The sequence below is a fragment of the Acinetobacter sp. BD54 genome, assembly GCF_044778325.1.
Lineage (GTDB): Bacteria > Pseudomonadota > Gammaproteobacteria > Pseudomonadales > Moraxellaceae > Acinetobacter > Acinetobacter baumannii.
In genome coordinates this window covers 32,504-52,843 of record NZ_JANJEP010000010.1, presented here as the reverse complement: position 1 = coordinate 52,843, position 20,340 = coordinate 32,504, and the positions used below count along the sequence as shown (strand labels likewise).

The window sequence follows — 20,340 nt, the reverse complement described above, 5'->3', positions numbered from 1 at the left end:
AACAAAAGCCGTTAAGGGCGGCTAATTCCTCTGCGTTGTAGGTATTTACTACGTGCAATATTAAATCCGCCCCATAAGAGTAAGGCGACGGCAAAAATACCGTTTAATGCAATCACATCATTGTAGGCACGGACCTGAGCTTCACGAGTAACCACTTGATTAAGTGAGCGCATAGACTGAGCTGTTTGTAATGCGGGGTCATTTGTTGTGATGGCTGCACTACGTTGATAGGTAGAAAGCCTTTGAGCAACTAATGGGTCGGCTTGTTCCAAATCTTTAATAATCTCGACTTGATAGTTTTGTGTACGATGTTGTTGATAGGTCGAGAAGAAAGATGAGCCAACAAGGCCACCAAATGTTTGGGTTGCAGAGAATAAGACAATAAAAGTCACTACATACGAAGGACCTTTAGCCAAAGTTTGTGCAAATCCAATTAGAAGTAAAGGACCGATAAACAGGCCGCCGGCAAAGCCTACTAAAAACTGGCTTGCAAAGAAGTTTGAAGGCCGTACATCGCTCGTAAGGTGATAATCTAATCCACAGGCAATGAGAATCAAAAACTCTGCAAAAAGTAAGTGAAAAATAATTCGTTCACGCGAGAAAGTAAGCGCACTAAATAGAGTTCCGCTTAAAATCCCCACCAATATGACCACATACAGTGGAACAAATTGGTCTGGACCCATTCCCATAGTTTTTAGGAAGTTAACGGCTGCATAGCTTTGTTCTGACATTAAAAGACGAATGGCAAAAGCACCAAAGATAAAGCGTAGGGTTGAGGAGGCGCCTAACCAACGTGTCATAATTAATGGATTGGCACGATAATGTTCATAGAGCAAACCTAAAACAACTAAGCTAAAACCTGCAATTAATACATAAGCAAGCCATTCACTGTTAAACCACCACAAGATTGGGCCTTGTGTCAGCACAATACATAGACATGCAAAACCTGGCGCCAGTAAAGCAAAGGTGAAGAAATCCTGTTTTTCGAAAACATAGATTCGTAAGCTACGTGGTAATTTCAAAGAAACTACCATTGCTAAACAACAAAGCGCTAAGCCGAGTTCAAAGGTGTAAAGAACAGACCAACTATCTGTGCTCACTAGAAAAGGGGAAATAATCCAGGCGAGCGGTACACCTAACTGCTGAAAACCAAAGGCAATATATATACCTTTTGCCATGTCGGCTTTTTTAAAAGCTTGCATGGTGTAATACATACCTAAAGAGCTGAGTGGTGCGCCAGCTAAACCTGCTACAACCCGAGCGAACAAGGCCATTTCATAGGTATGCACAAAAATGTGCAAAACCAGCACGGCAATAAAAATAACAAGTCCTATTTCTGAAAAGACTCTCAGACCATATTGTTGCCTAGCTTTAAACAAAATCAGATTCGAACTGACATTCGCCATTACATAAGCAGCAGGAAGCCAAGCGGCTTCAGAAGGCGTCAGGCCATACTCACCTTGAATTAAGGGTAAATTTGCCGTAATGAAACCATTACTTAAGCTTGCTGAAATAGCGACAAACAGACCAATAAAAAAATAAAGAAATCGCTTAGGTACAGAATGCGCAATCGCTGCTGGCGAACCAGGTAAAGTCGGTTGTTCTTCTGGTGTCCAGTCAGGTGGCGTTTCTAAATAACGAGGCGTTTTACTCATTCTATCCCTCGAATTTTTTGTACTTGAATACCATGAAATAGTAATTCAATTGCTCGTTTCGCTAAGCGGGTTTGTTCTTCAGGTTCATGTCCTTGAAATGAAGAACCCAACATTGCTGTGACCATTGCATAGTCATCAGCAGTTAAATCAGCTCGGCACAGTTTTTGTTCTATTGCATTTTCAATCAGTGGCTTAAGTGCGTTATTCCGCCGTTCATAAATTTTTAGCATAATTGGATCTTGTCGATCAATCACTCTCCAAAAATCTTGCAAAATTGCGAGCTTGGGAAGTTGTGCAATATGTCCTTCAATTAAACGAAATAAACCATCTTCGAATTGTTGAAAATGAGCAGCTTTTTGCTCTAGCTGTGTAATCGCTCGCTCTAAAAGGGCGCTAATTAAAGCCTTGCGGTCACAAAAGTTGCGGTAGAACGTCGCTCTACCTACACCTGCATGATCAATCACGACTTGTAGAGGGACATTAATACCATGAATACGAAAGCATTCCTCGGCTGCATTGAGTAATTCATCCCGATTATGGGCTGCAATTTTTTGACGTTTACTCATGTCACTGATTTGGGAGGTTTAAAGATGATATATTTAACGGACATTTTTGTCCGTTGTGAATAGCTAAATTGTAAAAACATGAAAATTCAATTTTTATAATTTATCTCTTTTCCATTTTTATATGTGTCATAAAAAGCTGCTAGAATATCGCGCAATTGCATGATGCTAGGTCAATACAATGTTTGAGTCCCTTATTCCTCTTTTTTCAATTGCGATGGCATTGATGCTTGGAGCAATAAGTCCTGGGCCAAGCTTTATTTATGTGGCGCAAAATTCAATATCTAAATCACGTAAACATGGCTTGTTTACGGCATTAGGGACGGGCACGGGTGCAGCTCTTTTTGGCTTTTTAGCAGTTATGGGGTTACAGGCAGTTTTATTGGCAGTGCCTTCAGCTTATCTAATTTTAAAAATTGGTGGAGGGCTGTATTTGCTTTGGCTTGCTTTTAAAATTATTAAACATGCCAAAGAACCAATTGCCATGGAAAATGATGCCAAATCGAAAATGACTTATAAACAAGCCTACCGATATGGTTTGATTACTCAGTTAAGTAATCCGAAAATTGCTGTTGTACTAGCGAGTGTTTTTACTGCTTTACTGCCAAAAGAAATTCCAAATTATTACTACGTCGCATTACCGCTCATTTGTTTTATGATTGATGCAGGTTGGTACTCGTGTGTAGCAATGCTTTTATCTTCAGAGAAGCCTCGAAAAATGTATTTAAAAGCAAAAACGGGTGTTGACCGAGTGGCTGGAAGCATTGTTAGTGTATTGGGCTTAAAGTTAATCTTCTTCAAATGATAAATCTTTAATTAAAATATCTAAAAAATATAAAGCCAACTCTTTGTAGTCTGGCTTTATTTTTGCGCAAAATATATACAAATTGAAATATCTTTTTTAGCACTTAAATATTTAAAAAGTGGTAACTTAATTAATAAAACAAAAAGAAATGAGGATCACGTTATGAAAAAACTAATGGTGAGCATTTCGGTTGTTTTTTTCATCTTAACTACAGGATGTGAGATGAGAACAACAAGTAAACAGCAACCTTCAAATGAACGGGCGATGAGTATTGCTGGTTCTCCGGTTTATGAAAAAGACTACAAAATTCCCGATTTACAAGCCAATAATCATGAGCAATCTAATTATTAATTGATGGATAGAATGTCTCACATATAGCACTTTAAATGTACTCAGTGCAGATAAGCCTGCTTATTTTAAAAAGTAGGTTAGAAATAAAAAAGCTCCCAATGTAGGGAGCTTTTTTATGAATCTAGATTAAGAAACTTTATCTCCAGGTTTTGCACCGCTATCTGGTGAAATAATGAAAATGCCTTCATCATTTCCGGCAGCAAGTACCATACCGTTTGAAACACCAAAACGCATTTTACGTGGTGCAAGGTTAGCCACCATCACGACCAATTTACCTTTTAGGTCTTCTGGCGCATATTGACTACGAATACCACTAAATACATTACGTGGTTCAGCTTCACCTACGTCTAAAGTAAGTTGAAGCAATTTATCTGAACCCTCAACTGTACCTGCCTCAACGACCTGAGCAACACGTAAGTCAACTTTTAAGAAATCTTCAATACCGATAATTTCAGCTTCACCAACTGCTGGAGTAGGGGCTGCTTTTTTCTCGGCAGATTTCTCTATTTTCGCTGCTTTAGTCGCTTGTGGAGCAGGAGCACCTAAAGACTCTTTAGAAGCATCGACCATGGCTGCAACAGCTTTTGGATCAACACGCTGCATAAGAGGCTGGAACTGCGCAATCTCATGGCTTACAAGAATTTGTTTACGTGACTCGAAATCGAAGCTTTCAAGTTTTAAGAAATCTTGAACTTGCTGAGCTAAAGTTGGCAGTACTGGAGCTAAGTACACTGCTAATTGACGGAATAAGTTGATACCGACAGAGCATACATCAAGAACTTGTTGTTCTTGACCTTCTTGTTTAGCAAGAGCCCAAGGTTTTTTCTCATCAATATATTGGTTTGCGCGGTCAGCAAGCGCCATAATTTCACGGATTGCCGTAGAGAATTCACGCGATTCATATGCAGCAGCAATTGAATCACCAGCATCAATAAAGCTTTGTACTAAGTCAGATTCAGCACATGTACTTGATAGCGTATTGTTAAAGCTGCTGTTAATAAACTTAGCACAGCGACTAGCAATATTAACCACTTTACCGACTAAATCTGAATTTACTTTCTGAACAAAGTCATCAAGGTTCAAGTCAGAGTCTTCAACTTTATCTGAAAGTTTAGAAGCAAAGTAATAGCGTAAATATTCTGGGTTTAGATGTTGTAAGTACGTCTCGGCTTTAATGAAAGTACCGCGAGACTTAGACATTTTTTGTCCATTTACAGTCAAGAAACCATTTACGAACAAGCCCGTTGGGGTGCGATAGTTCGCGCCTTCAAGCATCGCAGGCCAGAATAAAGCATGGAAGTAAACAATGTCTTTACCAATAAAGTGGTAAACCTCATTTTGACTATCTTTCTTCCAGAAATCATCAAAGTTTAAGTCTGGGCGCTTAGTTTTGATGTAGTTTTCAAAACTAGACATATAACCGATTGGGGCATCTACCCACACATAGAAATATTTATTCGGTGCATCCGGAATTTCAAAACCAAAATAAGGAGCATCACGAGAAATATCCCAGTCTGCTAAACCTGCTTCAAACCATTCATCTAACTTGTTCGCAATTGAAAGAGGTAAGCGACCTTCATCGCGGGTCCATTTTTGCAAATATTCAGCAAAGTTTGGGAGCTTGAAGAAATAGTGATCTGATGATTTTTCAACTGGTGTTGCACCACTTAAAGTCGAACGCGGATTGAGTAACTCAGTCGCATTATAAGTTGTACCACACACTTCACATGAGTCGCCATATTGATCTTCGGACTTACATTTTGGGCAAGTACCCTTAATGAAACGGTCAGACAAGAACATACCTTTTTCCGGATCAAATAATTGAGTTACAGGTCGAACTGCAATATTTCCGGCTTCACGGTTTTTAATATAGATATCTGTTGAACGAGCTTTGTTTGCATCACTATGAGTTGAATCATAATGATCGAAATGTACGCCAAAACCATCAAAATCACGAATGTGTTCTTTTTGAACATTCGCGATTTGCTCTTCTGGGCTAATACCATTTGCTTCGGCACGTAGCATAATTGCTGTACCGTGAGCATCATCCGCACATACATAAGTCACGTCATGACCCATTGCCCGCATGGCACGAACCCAGATGTCTGCCTGGATATAACCGAGTAAATGACCCATATGAATTGGACCATTGGCATAAGGGAGGGCATTGGTGACTAAAATTTTACGCACGGATCTCATTCTCTCATTCGTATTTATAAGGTGGAAGATTTTAACTGATGCAGGAAGATAAGCAAAGATTAATAATCTTTGACTAAATATAAGAGGTATCTACAAAAATGGACTTAAAGCCAGAAGTTATTTCTCTTTAGAACAGATAAACAAATCAAAAAATATTTGAATCTTCCTGTATTGTCTTTGTTTCAAATTGCAGTTACGGTCAGAAAATAAGCCATAACGATGTATAACTAATAACTTATTCAGGTAATTTTTTTAATTAACGATGAGGATAACAACGATGACTACTGAAAATAAATTAGATGAATTAAAGGCAAAAGCGGCTGATGCAAAAGTACAAGGTGAAAAAGCTTTGGACGATTTAAAAGAAAATGTAAAAGAGAAACAAACTGCGGGTAAAGAAGCAGTTGCAGATAAAGTAGATGAGCTAAAGACCAAAGCGGCCGATGCAAAAGTACAAGGTGAAAAAGCCTTGGAAGATTTAAAGGAAAATGTAAAAGAAAAACAAGCTGCTGCAAAAGAGGCAGTTGAAGATAAAGCTAGTGATTTGAAAGGCAAACTTGATGATGCTCAGCATAGCCTGCAAGACAAGTTTGATCATTTACGTACTGAAGCAGCGCATAAACTTGATGATGCTAAAGCCAAAGCTGCAGAATTAAAGGAAGAGGCGGCTACAAAATTTGATGAGTTAAAAACTCAAGCAACTGCGAAATTTGATGAGTTGAAGAAAACAGCTACCGAAAAACTTAATAAATTGAAAAATCATGATTCTGCTGAATAAGCTGATTTAAACTAAAATCCGTACTCCTTACCTAAAAGATGAGATCTGAAGTTAGTAATTATTCATCCCAAGGTGAGCGAGTGCGGAGCAATACTGTTACACTATCTCCATTAAGCTGTAATGATCTGTTTTTGGAGTAAACAATATGTCTTGGCTTTCTTCATTAAAATCCGTTTTTTCACCCGCACAAGAAGTGAAAGAAGAGGAAATCCAAACCGTACTCCAAAATTATTTATTGCCAGATTCAAAAGATGCTTTAAAAGAGCGCATTAGTCAGCTTCAAGTGCAAGGTCGTGTTTTACAACTCACCATTAATACTTTCCCAGACGAAAAAGAATACTTGCAGCAAATTCATGATGATTTAGCTGGTGCTTTGCAAAAGTGCGGTATTGAAGAACTTAATTTACATGTAGTTCAACAAAAGCGCCCTACACAAGAGAGTTCAGGTCAAGGTTGTTCATCTAAAGCACCGAAAGAGAATTCGAATTTACCTCCTGTGCTTGATGCTTCACCTAAGTCTGAACCGGATCCAAATAACCCACCAATTCAGAAAGCGGCGCCGCAACAGAGAGATGTGCCACTTCATCCTCGTATCAAGAATGTTATTTTAGTTTCATCAGGTAAAGGTGGTGTTGGTAAATCGACAACTACGGTCAATTTAGCGCTTGCCTTACAAAAAATGGGACTTAAGGTTGGGGTATTAGATGCTGATATCTATGGGCCAAGTATCCCGACCATGCTAGGTAATGCTGGTAAAACTCCTCTTATTGAAAGTGAAAATTTTGTACCGTTAGATGCTTACGGTATGGCTGTACTTTCTATTGGACATCTAACTGGCGATAACAACACACCTGTTGCATGGCGTGGGCCGAAAGCTACAGGCGCTCTAATGCAATTATTTAATCAAACGCTTTGGCCAGATTTAGATGTACTCATGATTGATATGCCGCCGGGTACAGGCGATATTCAGCTGACGCTTGCTCAGCGTATTCCAGTGACTGGCTCAATCATTGTGACGACCCCACAAAATGTTGCTTTGCTTGATGCGACTAAAGGAATCGAGTTGTTTAATAAAGTTGGTATTCCGGTATTAGGTGTCGTTGAGAACATGTCGACCCACATTTGTTCAAACTGTGGTCATGAAGAGCAAATTTTTGGTATCGGTGGTGGTGATAAGCTTTCCGAGCAATACCATATTCCATTATTAGGACGCTTACCTCTAAATGCTCAAATACGTGAGCATGCTGATCAAGGTAAACCGAGTGTGATTGCAATGGATGATGCAGCTGATAGTTATATCGATATTGCGAAAGCAGTCTGGCAACAGATTGAAAAAATTCCTCAGCGCACACGAGATGACAAACGAATCTTTTGATTCATCTGACCCGACTTTAAGTCGGGTTTTTTATTGGCTGGTTAAAAGAAAAATTTAAATTACTGAATCTAAATAACAAAGCTAAACTTGAAATTGGCATGCAGATTGCTACTTTACGCTTCTTTTTCAAAGAAACAGGTGGAAAATGCAATTTAAGTATAGTTTGGGCGTAATTAGTTTATGTAGCGCTTTATTTTTAGTTGGATGTAATGATGACAACTCATCAGTTTCACAAACACCAACCGTTCAGGAGCAAAAACAGAAGTTACAGCCGATTATTATTCAGGGGGCTTTACCCGTAGAGTCGGAAAGAATGGCTTCAAAGTTAGAAAATAAAACTGTTGAAACAGTAGGTGGCTGGACCTTTTGGAAAGGAACCTACAATGGTTATCCAATGATTATTTCTAAAACACGGATGGGGATGAGTAACTCTGCTGCCGCGACTGCTTTGGCAATTGAACGGTATAAACCGATTGCCATTATTAACCAGGGAACAGCAGGGGGGCACGATCCTGATCTTCATGTTTATGATATTGTTTTAGGAAAATATGCAACCAATATTGGTGCGTTTAGAACGCCTAAACAGCCATTAGGTGGAGGTTCAAACTCACTTACATGGGTTGAGGCTTTTGATGTTTTACCAACAGATGAATCTGACCCTGAGCCTATTGCAATTCGTAAATTTGAAGGTGACCAAGAGCTATTAATGGCGGCACATAAAGTACGTTATGATAAAGGTGAAGTGGTTGAAGGAACGATTGGCTCGGCAGATGTGTGGAATAATGAACTTGACCGAATTCAATTTTTCCATGAGCGTTATGGTACCTCAGTTGAAGAAATGGAAGCGGCTTCTGTTGCACAAATTGCAAGCCAGTTTAATGTTCCGTTTTTAGGAATTCGAATTTTATCTAATAATATTACCAATAATGGAGCTTATGACCCTGGTACAGGAGAAGCTTGCCAAGACTACGTGCTTAACGTAGCTGAAGAATATATGAAATCTAAACTACCAAAATAACAATTTAATTTTAGGCAAGAAGATGAATTCTTATAGAGCGTCTTCTTGTTTTTTATGTCCTGTTCTATTTTTCCAGTTTCGAATGACCATCCAACGCCAGAAAATCTCAGTCACTATATATAGTATGGTTGCAAATACAAACGCTTCGACAATGAGACCTGATATTAAAATTTTAGCGAGGCTCAAATCGATATGACCATGACCAAAATGCGTAATCCAACGTGAAATCTGGTGAAGCACCCCTAAAAGCATTTTCTTATTTATCATATGCACATGATAAATATGGGCACCAAACCAGAAACCAATATACAAAATAGGCGCTAATGTAAGAGGGTTGCTGAGCCAAGCAAGCATTAAGCTAATAGGTAAATTAACTTCAAACAGTAAAACTGCCATAACAATAAATACACTATGAAAGGGTATAGGCAGTAAACCGAAAAAAGTCCCTACAAAAATGGCGCGAGTAATAGATTTACGGTTGACATACCAAAGCACAGGATTAAGGGTTTTTTGCCCGAAAATCCTTAAAAATTTCATATTTGAAACTTTCTCTGGAGAAGGAAGCCAAGATTGAAAAAATTGCTTTGCCATAATCATAGGATAGTAGAGCTTAGGGGCTCATATAAACACAGAGAAACAATATATTAATTGAAACTTATTAAAAGCTTAAAAATTAAACTTACTGCGGTAATAATTTATTATAGGCCTTTTTAATGTAAAAATAGATTTAAAATAAAAATACTTATATTACTTAAATACAATTTGGTACGTAATACGCTGTAACTGACTCTATAGTTTTTTAGCTTAGAATTAAAAAAATTTAATAAATTATTGTTTATAAATAATTTTTAAATTTTATTTCTTAAGATGTTAAAAAATTGTCTTACAATTAGATTTTGCCTTCTAAACTAATATCTATTAATCTGAGATGACTACATTGTGAGGTCATTCAATGATTTCATGGCTTTTTATTGGCTTGGTTGCCACTATTTTACTTACGCCTGGCCCAACAAATACTTTACTTGCATCATCAGGAGTACAAGTAGGCCTTAAAAAATCTGCTAAATTAATTCCGGCAGAAGTTCTAGGGTATGTGATTTCGATTTCAGCTTGGGGAATGTTAATCGGGAAAGTTTCTGCAACGCTTCCTTTATTACCTCCTATACTTAAATTGCTCAGTGCTTGTTATATTATTTTTTTAGCAATTAAATTATGGCACACGGCAAATCAACAGCTTGAATTAGATCAGCCAACTATTCGCCCACGTGAATTATTTTGTGCAACTTTACTAAATCCTAAGGCATTACTTTTTGCTTCAGCGATTTTTCCTGTTGCAGCGTGGACTAATTTTCATATTTATCTCATTCATATGCTGGCTTATTTAGCTTTAATTACCCCGATTGCCTTATTCTGGATTTTTTTAGGGTCAGTCTTGGCTGCAAATAAAGTACGTTGGTTAAATCAATCAAATTTACAAAGAACAGCTTCGTTGGTTTTAGTTAGTTTCTCAATTCCAATTAGCTATTCTGCTTTATTAAATCTTTAAAAATTTATTCCGGGCTATTCTTGGCGATAAGAGTAGCCGCTATTGTTTTCATAATTGCTTTTTTACGTTAAAGTACGTCGCAATCAATGAAATTACCTTTTGGATAGAAAATACATGGCTATTAAGTCTGATCGTTGGATTCGCGAGATGAGCGAAAAACACGGCATGATTGAACCTTATGCAGAGAATCAAGTCCGTTTTGATAAGAATGGCGAAAAATTGATTTCATACGGGGTCTCTAGCTATGGTTATGACGTACGCTGTGCCCGCGAATTTAAAGTTTTCACTAACGTACATTCTGCAATTGTTGATCCAAAAAATTTCGATGAAAAAAGTTTTATCGATATTGAGTCTGACGTTTGTATTATTCCGCCTAACTCATTTGCTCTAGCGCGTACAATTGAATATTTCCGTATTCCACGTAATGTTTTGACTGTGTGCCTTGGTAAATCAACTTATGCACGTTGCGGTATTATTGTAAATGTCACTCCTTTAGAGCCAGAATGGGAAGGGCACGTTACTTTAGAATTTTCTAATACCACGAACTTGCCTGCGCGTATTTATGCGGGTGAAGGTGTAGCACAAATGCTATTTTTCGAAAGTGATGAAGTATGCGAAACCTCTTATAAAGATCGTGGTGGTAAATACCAAGGCCAAACTGGGGTTACACTTCCTAAGACATAAGTTGTTAAAAATAGATGAGCTTTAAAAATGGGTCACTTTAAGTGGCCTATTTTTTATATATACCTTAAAAAGTGACGTTTATCGGAATATTAATAAGGTACGTTTTCTTTTGTAAAAAATGATATAAAATGATCAAGAATTGATTTTTTTCTTTGATGTGGATCACACAAATTAAAAAGAAGCGAAATCGTAAATATCGGTATTTTTCTTATGTATTTAGTTTAAGAGTACATTAAAGAAAAAGAAGCCAAATAAAAAGAAATTAGATTATGCCCCCAAGGATACGGAGGTCGGTCATGCGACAGTTTACGTCTCTTCAGGTTGCGATATTAGCACTCGGAAGTTTATGCTTTTCTACAGCCTATGCTGATTCTACTTTAGTTCCAATGTCAGATGCTGAGCTATCAGCTACTCGTGGTCAGGCATTAATGAGTATGTCTTATATCGCGCCTAATGATTCGGCAAATCTGGAAAAATTGCGTGATAGTAGTAGTAATGTAGGATTTTATAAATTAGGTTTAGAGGCCGAGTTAGAAATTAATGCCAATATTCGTAAGCTCCAACTAGGTTGTGGTGGGGTAAATGGTGCAGGCGGCTGTGATATAGATTTTGATAATGTTAGTTTAAGTGGTGTAGCAGATACACGCGAGGGCCGCGTAGCAAGCGATGCGAAGCTGACAAATCCTTTTCTTGAATTTGCCATAAAGAATCCAAATAGTGCTTCGACTCGTGAAGTAGCTGGTATTCGCTTGAGTGCTGAAGCGGTTGAGGGGCTTTTAACTATTGGTACAGAAAACTCAGCCACACCAAATGGTATTAATAGTTTAAGTGGTTATATGGTAGTAGCGCCGCAAGTAGGTGAGGCGACTGTTGATGCTGCACGCATCACGCAAACGGGTAGCCCTGCTTGTGGTGTATATCCATCTCCTGCGGGTTGTGGTGTTAATCAAGCAATTACAGGTAAAGCTAGAGGCGAGATTGCATTAGGAGCTGGATTCAATCTTGATTTCCAGACCAAGTCCTATGATATAACATTGACTCCTACACAAAAAGCACAGTTATCATTACCTCAATCAGTTGTATCCGGACAACGGATGAGCAGTGTAAATTTATTAGCCTCTGCTATAGTTAATGGTATTGATTTGTCGGGTACACTGGCAGCTGATGTCGATATCCTTGGGGGAATTACGTTAAATGGTAATCTTCGTGGGACCATTAATAATTTGCCGGTAACAGTACCATTATTAGAAAATTTAGGTTATATCCATAAAATTAATTTGAGTGGTAGCCCATTATCATTATCGATGCAGGGACAGGATATACGTTGGCCTGGAACAGTATCAACAGCAATGCGTGGTTGGTGGCTAGAGTTATCAAATCCAATCGATATTGGTCGAATTGACCCGACTAATAGTGTAGTTATTAAAACAGATACTATTAGAGATGCACTTACTGAGGTGAGTAAAGAATTAACCCAGAATCCATTAAATTGTGGTTTCTTGGCTGTCAATTGTATTGGTGGTGATTTTAATGTTGGGACAAGGGATTTATCAAATGCAAGACCAGCATTATTAGAATTACAGAATTTACAATTAGCTAATCAGTCTTTTGCTCCAAACTGCTATGGAAGTTTAAAGTTTTGTTAAGTATGAATGTGTAGTTTTAAATTTTGCATTCATCGGAAAAGTAAGTTTTTAAGCTCTTTTTTTTGCATTTGTGCAAATATTGCGCATAATGGAAATGTGGAAGGGTTGGCAATATCTATTTAGATTTGCCTTCTAGTCTAGGGTGAAAAGGAAAAGTTCACCTAGCATCAAGGATTGTTAAAGAAAAATAAATATGGTGCGCGGCATCGTATAAACAGGAAGGTCAAGATGACTACACTTAATTATACGGTAAGGTTTCAAAAAACCGTTCTGGCAAGTTTAATTGGCTTTTGTATAAGCCAGCCAAGTTTTGCTCTTGAAGAACTTTCTGATGCAGGTTTAAGTGAAACTACTGGTGAAGGTATCGCTATTTTGCCTCAAAATACTTATATGGTATTTCGTGGAGCTGGAGCGAATGAAACCACCAACCAAATTTTAACCGATCGCACTAAAGATACGGGTTATATCAATTATGTACCTGTTGGTCCATTAAGTATGACTTCGGCAGACACCAATAAAAACGGTACGATTGATTCGGGTGACCGTGCAGTGGGTAAAGCTGATATTTATCTTTATGGTCTTGCTTTATCCAAATCTGATAATAATACCAATACACGTATAGCTCCCACTGAGGCTGCAGCAGCAATATCAAGCTGGGGTACAGCTGTTAACCCGTGGATATTTAAAGTTGCAACTGAAAACTTAGTACCGAACTTCAGTACAACAAACTGTACTGGAGCTACTGATCCAACTTGTCAGGTGACGTATTTAGCATTAGAAGCTCCTTTATATGAGATGGGGACTAAAGATGCTGCAGGTCTGGATGCATATAAGCTTAAATTAGGCTTATGGTCAGATATTTTTGTTCGTAATCCTAATAAAATAAATGGGGCAGCAGATCAATTTAACTATGGTGACTCTAATGGTTTAATTGGTACAAGTACTGATGCGAGCCGTGCGAATCGTTTACGTTTGCAAGGTATTTGGAATAATTTTAGTTTAAACGGTAGTCGTCTACAGGTATTTCAAACTTTAGGTGGGGCGACGACTAGTGGGGGCATGAGTCCTTTTTATAATAATACATTGGGGATTGCCGGAGTTATACGTTTGAATAGCGGAGACAGCAAGGATGTTAAGGCTATTACTACAAGTTCTCTAACCGAGGGATCTACTACTTCTCCGTGGACTCTTATTCATGCGGGTGCTAATTCGACATTAAGTACAAGCACAACAGGTGATTGTAATAATGGAGGGACAGGAAGTTTTGGTACCTCAGCGGGATGCCGTTATTATGTAGAAAAACGTACACGTACAGATAGTAAAACCGCCACAAAAACGTGGGATGCCTCAGGCTTATCGAATGCAGGAGTTTTACGTTTGAGTACACGTGAAACGAGCGATACTGGAAATCTTATTACACCTGCAATTAATGGTGGTGTGGCACCGACTTTTGATGCTAATGAGGGAGTTTACCTTTATAACCCAAATATTAATCTTGTATTAGGTACTTTATACCAGCCTCTGGTGCTAGGTTCTGATGGTAAAAACTTTAGTTTAGAAATTGCCCGTATTGCGAATAAACCAGAAATTTATAAACAAATTTATACTGACTACAGCGGTGCAGATACCTCTTATAAAGGCTCAACTTGTAATGTTTATCAATGTGGTACCCAACTAACTTTAGGCGGTAAAAATTACCAAGGCTATAATGCAACACACAGTAGTATTTCTATTGGTACTGCCTATAGCGAGGATGGTGGAAAAACTCTAAGAGCTTCAACCGATGAAGGAGCAGTGGGTATTTCGTTTGGTAAGTTAAATTCAGGTACGATTTCACAAACAACTTATTCAAACCAGATGACTGAAGTACATTATAAACAACGTGGAGTAAATACTCAGACGTGGGTTCAGTCTTATAGTTGTACTCTATTTATTTGTGGCGCTGGTACAACAGGATATCTATATCAGTGGGAATATAATAATGGTTCTACACCTTGGGCAATTTTAGCCCCAACAACAAAGCCTGCAGATGCTACATGTTCTCCAACTATTGGTTGTAGTAGTACTTCCGGAACTACACCTATGTATGGTTCCATTGCAAACCGTGTTTGGGCGAACTCATCAGCTGTTTGGTTAACGGCAGCAAATAACGAAGTAAATAATTTAATTGGTGCCAATAATGGAATGACAGGTACAACTTTCCCAACATTAAATCAGGCACCTACGCCTGTTATAAACTCTAGTCCAATAAATAACATGGGTTCAGCTGTTATTGATGGTGTTTTAATTCAGCATTTAAAACTGACAACTAAAGGTCTCTAAGAGGAGGGTAACGCGATGAAAAAAATAACTGCTTTACTCTTTGCTCTTTGTGCAACTGTGACTCATGCAGAGTTACAGACCTTGGATAATGATGCATTACAGGCAATCAATGGCCAAGCTGGTGCTGATTTATCACTCATGCTTAATTTAAACCAGACCAGTAACGGTATATTTGATAATGGCAGTGGTGGCGTATGTGAAAACGTAGAGTTTTGTCACATTGGTTTAGCAATTAACAAACGTTTTGTGCAAGCAGACACGACTAAGCCAAGTGGTTGGGCTGAAAATAGTAATAGCGGTAATAAACTTTGGTTAGTATTTAAAGGCGTACAAGGCACTTTAAATATTCAAAAAATGGGTTTAGATGGTGCTGATTTAAAGTATCTTGATAAAAGTAATACTGAAATTATAAAACCGGCTATTCAACTTAGTTTTAGTGCAGCACAGCCAATTTTAATTCGTAATTTTGGTTTTAATGCTCTGTCAATTGAGCAAGATAACTTTACGAGCTCAACAACAACGCAAGGCTCGAGTGCAAATATGTATGATTATGCATATTTCAAAAAACCAACCTATGCAGCGACTGCTAATAGTGCGAACCAGCAAGTAGCTACTGCGACCCCATCGGCGTATGACTATGGTCGTGAAACAGGTTTTATGGGCTTAATGATGAACGGTAACATGGCAATTCAAGGAAAAGTCATGGTCTTTAGCTGTGATGGTAGCCATCCACGTTGTTAAAGGTTAATGTAGATTTCAAAGGAACTGAAGTGATGAACAAAAATAAAGAAAGTCACGGCTCAAAGTTTATTTTAAATACATTAACAGCCAGTATGTTGTTAGTGAGCGGACAGGTTTTTGCTTTAGAAGCGTTAACAGACGCTGATTTGAGTGCCGTGAATGGCCAAGATGGTATATCGATCCAGACGACTTATAATGAAATTAATATAGACAATGCCTATTGGGACGATCATGCAGGAACTTCAAATAGTGCAGATCAGGTTTTGAGAGCCCAAGCTGGTGGAATAAAAGTACAAAAGAGTAATGCTTCTACACAAACATTAGGAACAAACTACCGTTTGGATGTGGGTAGTAATCCAACGACAGGAAAAACTGGTCTAGATTTCTCCTTACAGAGTAATCCTTCTCTTATTACTGTGAATAGTTTTAAGGTCTGTAATAGTTCGTCAATTTGCTCACCTACAATGGGACAACTGGCTATTCAGACTTCTTCACCTTTGAGTTTGGCCCTTACTACACAAGATGGCTTATTTAATGCAAATAGCCAGTCAAGCATGAGACTTGGCCTAAATAATGCGAATATTTATTTAGGACAAGTAGATGCACGTACGCAACTTAACCAATTAATTTTAAAAAACTTTAATTTTAATTTTGTTGGTAAAGGCGCTATGTTAATTGACCCTAACCGAGGTCTGGTTTTACAAACCAATACGGGGTCTAATACTGCTGCGGTTGGGCAAACTCCAAATAGTACCTATGGCTATGTCGATTTTAATCGTGTCGCCGATTCTGCTTCTGGTTTAACTGCTGGTACATATGTAGACAGTAGTGGGAAAGTAACCAATTCAGGTCTAAATATTGAGGTAATGCTTAGCTCAAATGTTGATAAGTCAAATCCTTATGCCCTAGACACGACAAATAGCCCACAGAATTCTAAAGGCTTGATTCGTTTAGGTGCTAGCGGCCGTATGGTCAATAGTTACTTACAAGTCCGTGGTATGGATGGCTCTTCAGATAAAACAACATTAGGTACTGCTAATACAGCTTCAGGTACGGGATCAAGTAATAGTATTTTAGGTAACTCTGGAATTGCCTTTCGTATGAAAGGGGAGTTCACTAAAGATAATGATTCGATGTTAGGTTCAGATGGTAAAGCAACTACCTTGGAAATTGGTGGTGCAGGTCTGAATGCTTATGGTTTTGAATTCGGTAATTTAACGGGGCTGAACTCGGCTACACGCGGTTATTTTGACAGCGGAAATATTTATCTAAATCTTGCTGATACAAAAACCTTATTAATGCCAAATAACGCAACACTAAATGCAATTCGTTTAGGATCAGGCACTTTAACAACTGCTGCCGATTATCAACATAATATCCACCGTGATACGGTTACAAATCCATTTAGCCTAATTCTTGCCATGCGTGGAGCAGAGTTCCAGGCATTCTCAAGACGAGGTCGTTTTACTACCAGTGCAAATGTCGCTGCTGCCAATCAATTTGCAGATAATGGTTTAAATAACCAGTGGGGTTTGGCATTACCTTTTTATAATTTAAATGCGAATGCCGCTGTCTATGGTGTAGATGCGCCTGCAAATGGTGCTTATTACTATACAAAAGATGCCAACGGTAAACCGATTCAAAATTTAGTTGCAACATCTGGTACAACTTCACGTTTAGGTTTTGGTATAGCTGTAGGAACGACAGGTCGAGATGCAGGCGGTACTAAAACAACTTCAATTTTATTAATTGATGGTTCTCCAAATGCTAATAATGCGGGCAACCCTACCGATTATTATATGGGGTTACGTAATATTGATATGTTCCTCAAAGGCAATGGCACTATTGGTTTAGAAAATGGCAGTTTAAATATCGGTTTAAAAGATATGTTACTTGCTTTATCAACCGAAATTGCAGCAGGTTATTTACCAGGAGCTAAATATAAAACTTGTCCGGCAACCGGGTCTTGTACTTCGCCAATCGATAACTTTGCCAAAAATAATGATGTCTTATTTGGTTTAAAACTACGTTTAGGCGGCGATCTTAATTTATCGATAGTGCCGAATAGTTCAATTGCAGATGGTAGTGCTTTAACTGTACTAGGTGATTTTACAATGCCTGCGACAGCAACTGGTAATACTGTACAAATTAGCGACCCGATTGATGGTTCTGCAATTGGTTTTGACAATATTACTGGAAAGCTAGCGTTTAATACCGCTTTAGTTGTGGGCAAAGATACCGCAAGTGGTTTAGGTAAAGTTGGTGTAAATACCGCGGTTTATTTTAATCCTGATAAGAGTATTGACGGCGCATTACGTGTGAAAGATATTAATTTCTATCCACCTTCAACAGGTGCAGGAGCACGTTTAGGTGAGCTTGCAATTACGGGTGGACGTCTAAATAGCAGCTTTAGCATTGTGCCTAGAAATGGCGCCTTTAACTAATCAATAAAAGTGACGTTTAACGTCACTTTTTTATATAAATTTTAGTTTAGTGTGATTGGATTTGCATTCGTCGGGTTATAGAGATAATTGCTTTGTACTTGAATATTATTCTGATAGTCTGAACAAATAATAAACGTTTGTCTCTTAAGGATTAGAGCGACATGAAAAATAAAAATATAGTCTGCTGGTTATTATTTGCCAGTAGTTCAAGTGTTTTTGCGATGCAGCCTTTAGATGATCAAAGTCTTGCAGCTGCGACGGGTCAAAATGGTCTAACTTTAGGTATTCAGGCCGATCAAGTTAAATTTAATCAAGTCGCCTTGATTGATACGAACGGTATTTCATCTACGTCTTACAACAGTAAAGCAGGTCTTGTCATTGCAGGAAACTCTACTAATCCGGTTCCTGGCATAGAGTTTATTAAAGCTGCTGTATCTACAAATCCTTCTTTTAATATTGCAATCGATACCGATGCTGGTGGTGGAAATCCTTTTTTAAATTTAGCTGTCACGATGGGGAGTGACGTAAATGGTATTCGGCTTTTACCATTTTCAGTTTATTTAGCACCAAGTACATCTTTATCTAGCCCATCCGATTATGCATTAACAAGTTATGCACCAAAATCAATTTTTAGTTCGGGCACAACGGTGAATACCGGGGTAAAAGAGCTGATTCGTTCTACTGGTAATCTTGATATTAACTTTGTACAAACCAATAAGCCCCGTTTAAATATTCAACTGGGACATGCTGCTCAGTCGGTTATGGTTAAATTCGGAGGAGCTATTCAATCGATTTGTTCTGCTGCATCTGGCTGCCCGATTACTTTAGTTTCAGATAACACGGGTGCTACATTTGGGTTTAAATTTGCAGGTACGAATGCGTCAACGGGTTTTGTTCTTGATGGATTTTATGCTGGGGTTGACCCGACAGGACTTACCTTTGGAAATATAGGTGTATCTAGTAAATTTGATGCATCACTTAACAATGTGACTTTAGGAAATTTAGGTACACAAAGTACAACAACATTTAATAATTTACCCAATGGGTCTATGGGGAGTTTTGGAGTTACGGGTGCTTCGGTGACCGACTTTAAAATGAAAGTAAGTGGCTTTTAAAAAATAATTAATAATTACTTAACCTGAAATACCAAAAGAGGGCGGTTGTTTAAACAATCGCTCTCTTTTGTTTGAGTGATTAAATACGAGAAGAACTGGTTTGCTCTAGCTGCTGAACAATTTCATCTAAAGCTTTAATGCGTTTCACTTGGTCCCATAATTCTTTCGCTTGAGGATAGGCTTTGGTCATCATACCTAACCACTGCTTATAACGGCCAACCATCCCAATTTCTGTTTTTGCTTGACCATTTAAAAAACGTATTTGTAAGTCAACCAGTTGTTCCCAAGTAAACAGTGCTTCATCCATATTTTGGCGAATACATTGTGTTAAATCTGGAGTAGTCACTGCACCACGGCCAATCATTAAATCTTCACAGCCAGATTGTTGCTGGCAAGCTCTAGCATCAGCATTGGTCCAGATTTCGCCGTTAGCAATCACATTAATTTTTAAAGCTTCTTTAATCGGTAGAATTTTTTCCCAATAAGCTGGTGGCGTATAACCATCTGCTTTAGTTCGAGCATGTACTGTTAACCAGCTTGCACCCGCATCTTCAACTGCATGGGCATTTTCCATGGTGTGGTTTTCATCTAGATAACCTAAACGCATTTTTGCTGAAACAGGGATGTGCGCAGGTACTGCATCACGGACTGCCTTAATCAGCATATGTACTACGTCTGGTTCATCAAGAAGTACCGAACCACCTCGATGTCGATTGACGGTTTTTGCAGGACAACCAAAATTAAGGTCAATTGCAGGAGCACCCAGCTCAACGACTTTTGCCGCATTTGCTGCAAGCATCTCTGGATTATTGCCTAAGAACTGAACGTGTACAGGTGTTCCAGCAGCTGTTTTACCATCGTTTTTAAGTTCAGGACAAAAACTATAGTAAATATGGTCTGGCAAAATACTGTCTGTAACGCGAATAAACTCGGTTACACACCAGTCGAAGTGACCAACAGATGTGAGTGTATCCCGCATGATCGGGTCAGTTAAACCTTCCATTGGAGCGAGTATGAGTTTCACAGTCTGAGTCACCTGAGCAAAACAAAAACAGCGTTATACGGGATATGTATAACGCTGTCTAGTAGTGCTGAAAT

General features: G+C 38.4%; 17 protein-coding genes. 12 read left to right on the top strand and 5 right to left on the bottom strand.

The features are described 5' to 3' along the window. Positions 1 to 11 precede the first annotated feature (11 nt). Both NQ782_RS15490 and NQ782_RS15485 read right to left on the bottom strand, forming a co-directional pair. On the bottom strand, positions 12 to 1,655 hold the full coding sequence (locus NQ782_RS15490; RefSeq protein ID WP_000047790.1) for an MFS transporter: 1,644 nt from the start codon (positions 1,653 to 1,655) through the stop codon (positions 12 to 14). After that, positions 1,652 to 2,221: a TetR/AcrR family transcriptional regulator gene (locus tag NQ782_RS15485; protein WP_000044601.1), complete on the bottom strand. Its 570-nt coding sequence runs from the start codon at positions 2,219 to 2,221 to the stop codon at positions 1,652 to 1,654. The genes NQ782_RS15490 and NQ782_RS15485 overlap by 4 nt, the downstream gene beginning before the upstream one ends. A 178-nt stretch (positions 2,222 to 2,399) precedes the next feature. Here NQ782_RS15485 and NQ782_RS15480 point away from each other — a divergent pair, with 178 nt between their 5' ends. Both NQ782_RS15480 and NQ782_RS15475 read left to right on the top strand, forming a co-directional pair. After that, a complete protein-coding gene (locus tag NQ782_RS15480; RefSeq protein WP_000463103.1) occupies positions 2,400 to 3,023 on the top strand; it encodes a LysE family translocator in 624 nt (207 codons plus the stop codon). A gap of 162 nt (positions 3,024 to 3,185) precedes the next feature. Then, a complete protein-coding gene (locus NQ782_RS15475; protein WP_000735804.1) occupies positions 3,186 to 3,374 on the top strand; it encodes an NF038215 family lipoprotein in 189 nt (62 codons plus the stop codon). Between the two features lie 126 nt (positions 3,375 to 3,500). On the opposite strand, the gene metG is transcribed toward NQ782_RS15475, so the two are convergent. Further along, entirely contained in the window at positions 3,501 to 5,564 is a 2,064-nt protein-coding gene (gene metG / locus NQ782_RS15470) for a methionine--tRNA ligase (RefSeq protein ID WP_057093395.1), read from the bottom strand. A gap of 286 nt (positions 5,565 to 5,850) precedes the next feature. On the opposite strand from metG, the gene NQ782_RS15465 reads away from it, so the two are divergent. From NQ782_RS15465 to NQ782_RS15455, 3 genes are all read left to right on the top strand, one after another. Next, a complete protein-coding gene (locus tag NQ782_RS15465) occupies positions 5,851 to 6,351 on the top strand; it encodes a hypothetical protein (RefSeq protein ID WP_000206127.1) in 501 nt (166 codons plus the stop codon). A gap of 145 nt (positions 6,352 to 6,496) precedes the next feature. Continuing rightward, positions 6,497 to 7,726 (top strand): iron-sulfur cluster carrier protein ApbC, encoded by a 1,230-nt coding sequence (apbC, locus tag NQ782_RS15460; RefSeq protein ID WP_000118691.1) that lies wholly within the window; start codon positions 6,497 to 6,499, stop codon positions 7,724 to 7,726. Between the two features lie 145 nt (positions 7,727 to 7,871). Continuing rightward, positions 7,872 to 8,744, top strand: a complete 873-nt coding sequence (locus NQ782_RS15455) for a 5'-methylthioadenosine/S-adenosylhomocysteine nucleosidase (RefSeq protein ID WP_001159889.1) — start codon at positions 7,872 to 7,874, stop codon at positions 8,742 to 8,744. A gap of 30 nt (positions 8,745 to 8,774) precedes the next feature. Here NQ782_RS15455 and NQ782_RS15450 read toward each other — a convergent pair whose 3' ends face one another. Further along, on the bottom strand, positions 8,775 to 9,341 hold the full coding sequence (locus tag NQ782_RS15450) for a DUF2062 domain-containing protein (RefSeq protein WP_000605096.1): 567 nt from the start codon (positions 9,339 to 9,341) through the stop codon (positions 8,775 to 8,777). Between the two features lie 355 nt (positions 9,342 to 9,696). On the opposite strand from NQ782_RS15450, the gene NQ782_RS15445 reads away from it, so the two are divergent. From NQ782_RS15445 to NQ782_RS15415, 7 genes are all read left to right on the top strand, one after another. Beyond that, positions 9,697 to 10,290, top strand: coding sequence for a LysE family translocator (locus tag NQ782_RS15445; protein WP_000626777.1), 594 nt, complete (start codon positions 9,697 to 9,699; stop codon positions 10,288 to 10,290). 114 nt (positions 10,291 to 10,404) lie between these two features. Further along, a complete protein-coding gene (gene dcd / locus NQ782_RS15440) occupies positions 10,405 to 10,974 on the top strand; it encodes a dCTP deaminase (RefSeq protein ID WP_000985728.1) in 570 nt (189 codons plus the stop codon). Between the two features lie 296 nt (positions 10,975 to 11,270). Then, positions 11,271 to 12,620, top strand: a complete 1,350-nt coding sequence (locus tag NQ782_RS15435) for a hypothetical protein (RefSeq protein ID WP_001248745.1) — start codon at positions 11,271 to 11,273, stop codon at positions 12,618 to 12,620. 228 nt (positions 12,621 to 12,848) lie between these two features. After that, a complete protein-coding gene (locus tag NQ782_RS15430) occupies positions 12,849 to 14,942 on the top strand; it encodes a hypothetical protein (protein ID WP_057094226.1) in 2,094 nt (697 codons plus the stop codon). Positions 14,943 to 14,957: 15 nt separating this feature from the next. Next, a complete protein-coding gene (locus NQ782_RS15425; protein ID WP_057094224.1) occupies positions 14,958 to 15,683 on the top strand; it encodes a DUF6160 family protein in 726 nt (241 codons plus the stop codon). A 32-nt stretch (positions 15,684 to 15,715) separates the two neighbouring features. Further along, the gene (locus NQ782_RS15420; RefSeq protein ID WP_001038900.1) at positions 15,716 to 18,127 is read left to right on the top strand and encodes a DUF6160 family protein; all 2,412 of its coding nucleotides are present in this window, start codon (positions 15,716 to 15,718) and stop codon (positions 18,125 to 18,127) included. Between the two features lie 161 nt (positions 18,128 to 18,288). Further along, positions 18,289 to 19,242, top strand: a complete 954-nt coding sequence (locus tag NQ782_RS15415; protein ID WP_057094222.1) for a DUF6160 family protein — start codon at positions 18,289 to 18,291, stop codon at positions 19,240 to 19,242. A 79-nt stretch (positions 19,243 to 19,321) separates the two neighbouring features. Here the strand turns inward: NQ782_RS15415 and NQ782_RS15410 are convergent, their stop codons facing one another. After that, the gene (locus NQ782_RS15410) at positions 19,322 to 20,266 is read right to left on the bottom strand and encodes a tRNA-dihydrouridine synthase (RefSeq protein WP_001984199.1); all 945 of its coding nucleotides are present in this window, start codon (positions 20,264 to 20,266) and stop codon (positions 19,322 to 19,324) included. Positions 20,267 to 20,340: the final 74 nt, after the last annotated feature.

Excerpts from the sequence above, each read along its gene's own strand:
- NQ782_RS15490 (WP_000047790.1), bottom strand. The coding sequence starts at position 1,655 with ATGAGTAAAACGCCTCGTTATTTAGAAACGCCACCTGACTGGACACCA.
- NQ782_RS15485 (WP_000044601.1), bottom strand. The coding sequence starts at position 2,221 with ATGAGTAAACGTCAAAAAATTGCAGCCCATAATCGGGATGAATTACTC.
- NQ782_RS15480 (WP_000463103.1), top strand. The coding sequence starts at position 2,400 with ATGTTTGAGTCCCTTATTCCTCTTTTTTCAATTGCGATGGCATTGATG.
- NQ782_RS15475 (WP_000735804.1), top strand. The coding sequence starts at position 3,186 with ATGAAAAAACTAATGGTGAGCATTTCGGTTGTTTTTTTCATCTTAACT.
- NQ782_RS15465 (WP_000206127.1), top strand. The coding sequence starts at position 5,851 with ATGACTACTGAAAATAAATTAGATGAATTAAAGGCAAAAGCGGCTGAT.
- apbC (WP_000118691.1), top strand. The coding sequence starts at position 6,497 with ATGTCTTGGCTTTCTTCATTAAAATCCGTTTTTTCACCCGCACAAGAA.
- NQ782_RS15455 (WP_001159889.1), top strand. The coding sequence starts at position 7,872 with ATGCAATTTAAGTATAGTTTGGGCGTAATTAGTTTATGTAGCGCTTTA.
- NQ782_RS15450 (WP_000605096.1), bottom strand. The coding sequence starts at position 9,341 with ATGATTATGGCAAAGCAATTTTTTCAATCTTGGCTTCCTTCTCCAGAG.
- NQ782_RS15445 (WP_000626777.1), top strand. The coding sequence starts at position 9,697 with ATGATTTCATGGCTTTTTATTGGCTTGGTTGCCACTATTTTACTTACG.
- dcd (WP_000985728.1), top strand. The coding sequence starts at position 10,405 with ATGGCTATTAAGTCTGATCGTTGGATTCGCGAGATGAGCGAAAAACAC.
- NQ782_RS15435 (WP_001248745.1), top strand. The coding sequence starts at position 11,271 with ATGCGACAGTTTACGTCTCTTCAGGTTGCGATATTAGCACTCGGAAGT.
- NQ782_RS15430 (WP_057094226.1), top strand. The coding sequence starts at position 12,849 with ATGACTACACTTAATTATACGGTAAGGTTTCAAAAAACCGTTCTGGCA.
- NQ782_RS15425 (WP_057094224.1), top strand. The coding sequence starts at position 14,958 with ATGAAAAAAATAACTGCTTTACTCTTTGCTCTTTGTGCAACTGTGACT.
- NQ782_RS15420 (WP_001038900.1), top strand. The coding sequence starts at position 15,716 with ATGAACAAAAATAAAGAAAGTCACGGCTCAAAGTTTATTTTAAATACA.
- NQ782_RS15415 (WP_057094222.1), top strand. The coding sequence starts at position 18,289 with ATGAAAAATAAAAATATAGTCTGCTGGTTATTATTTGCCAGTAGTTCA.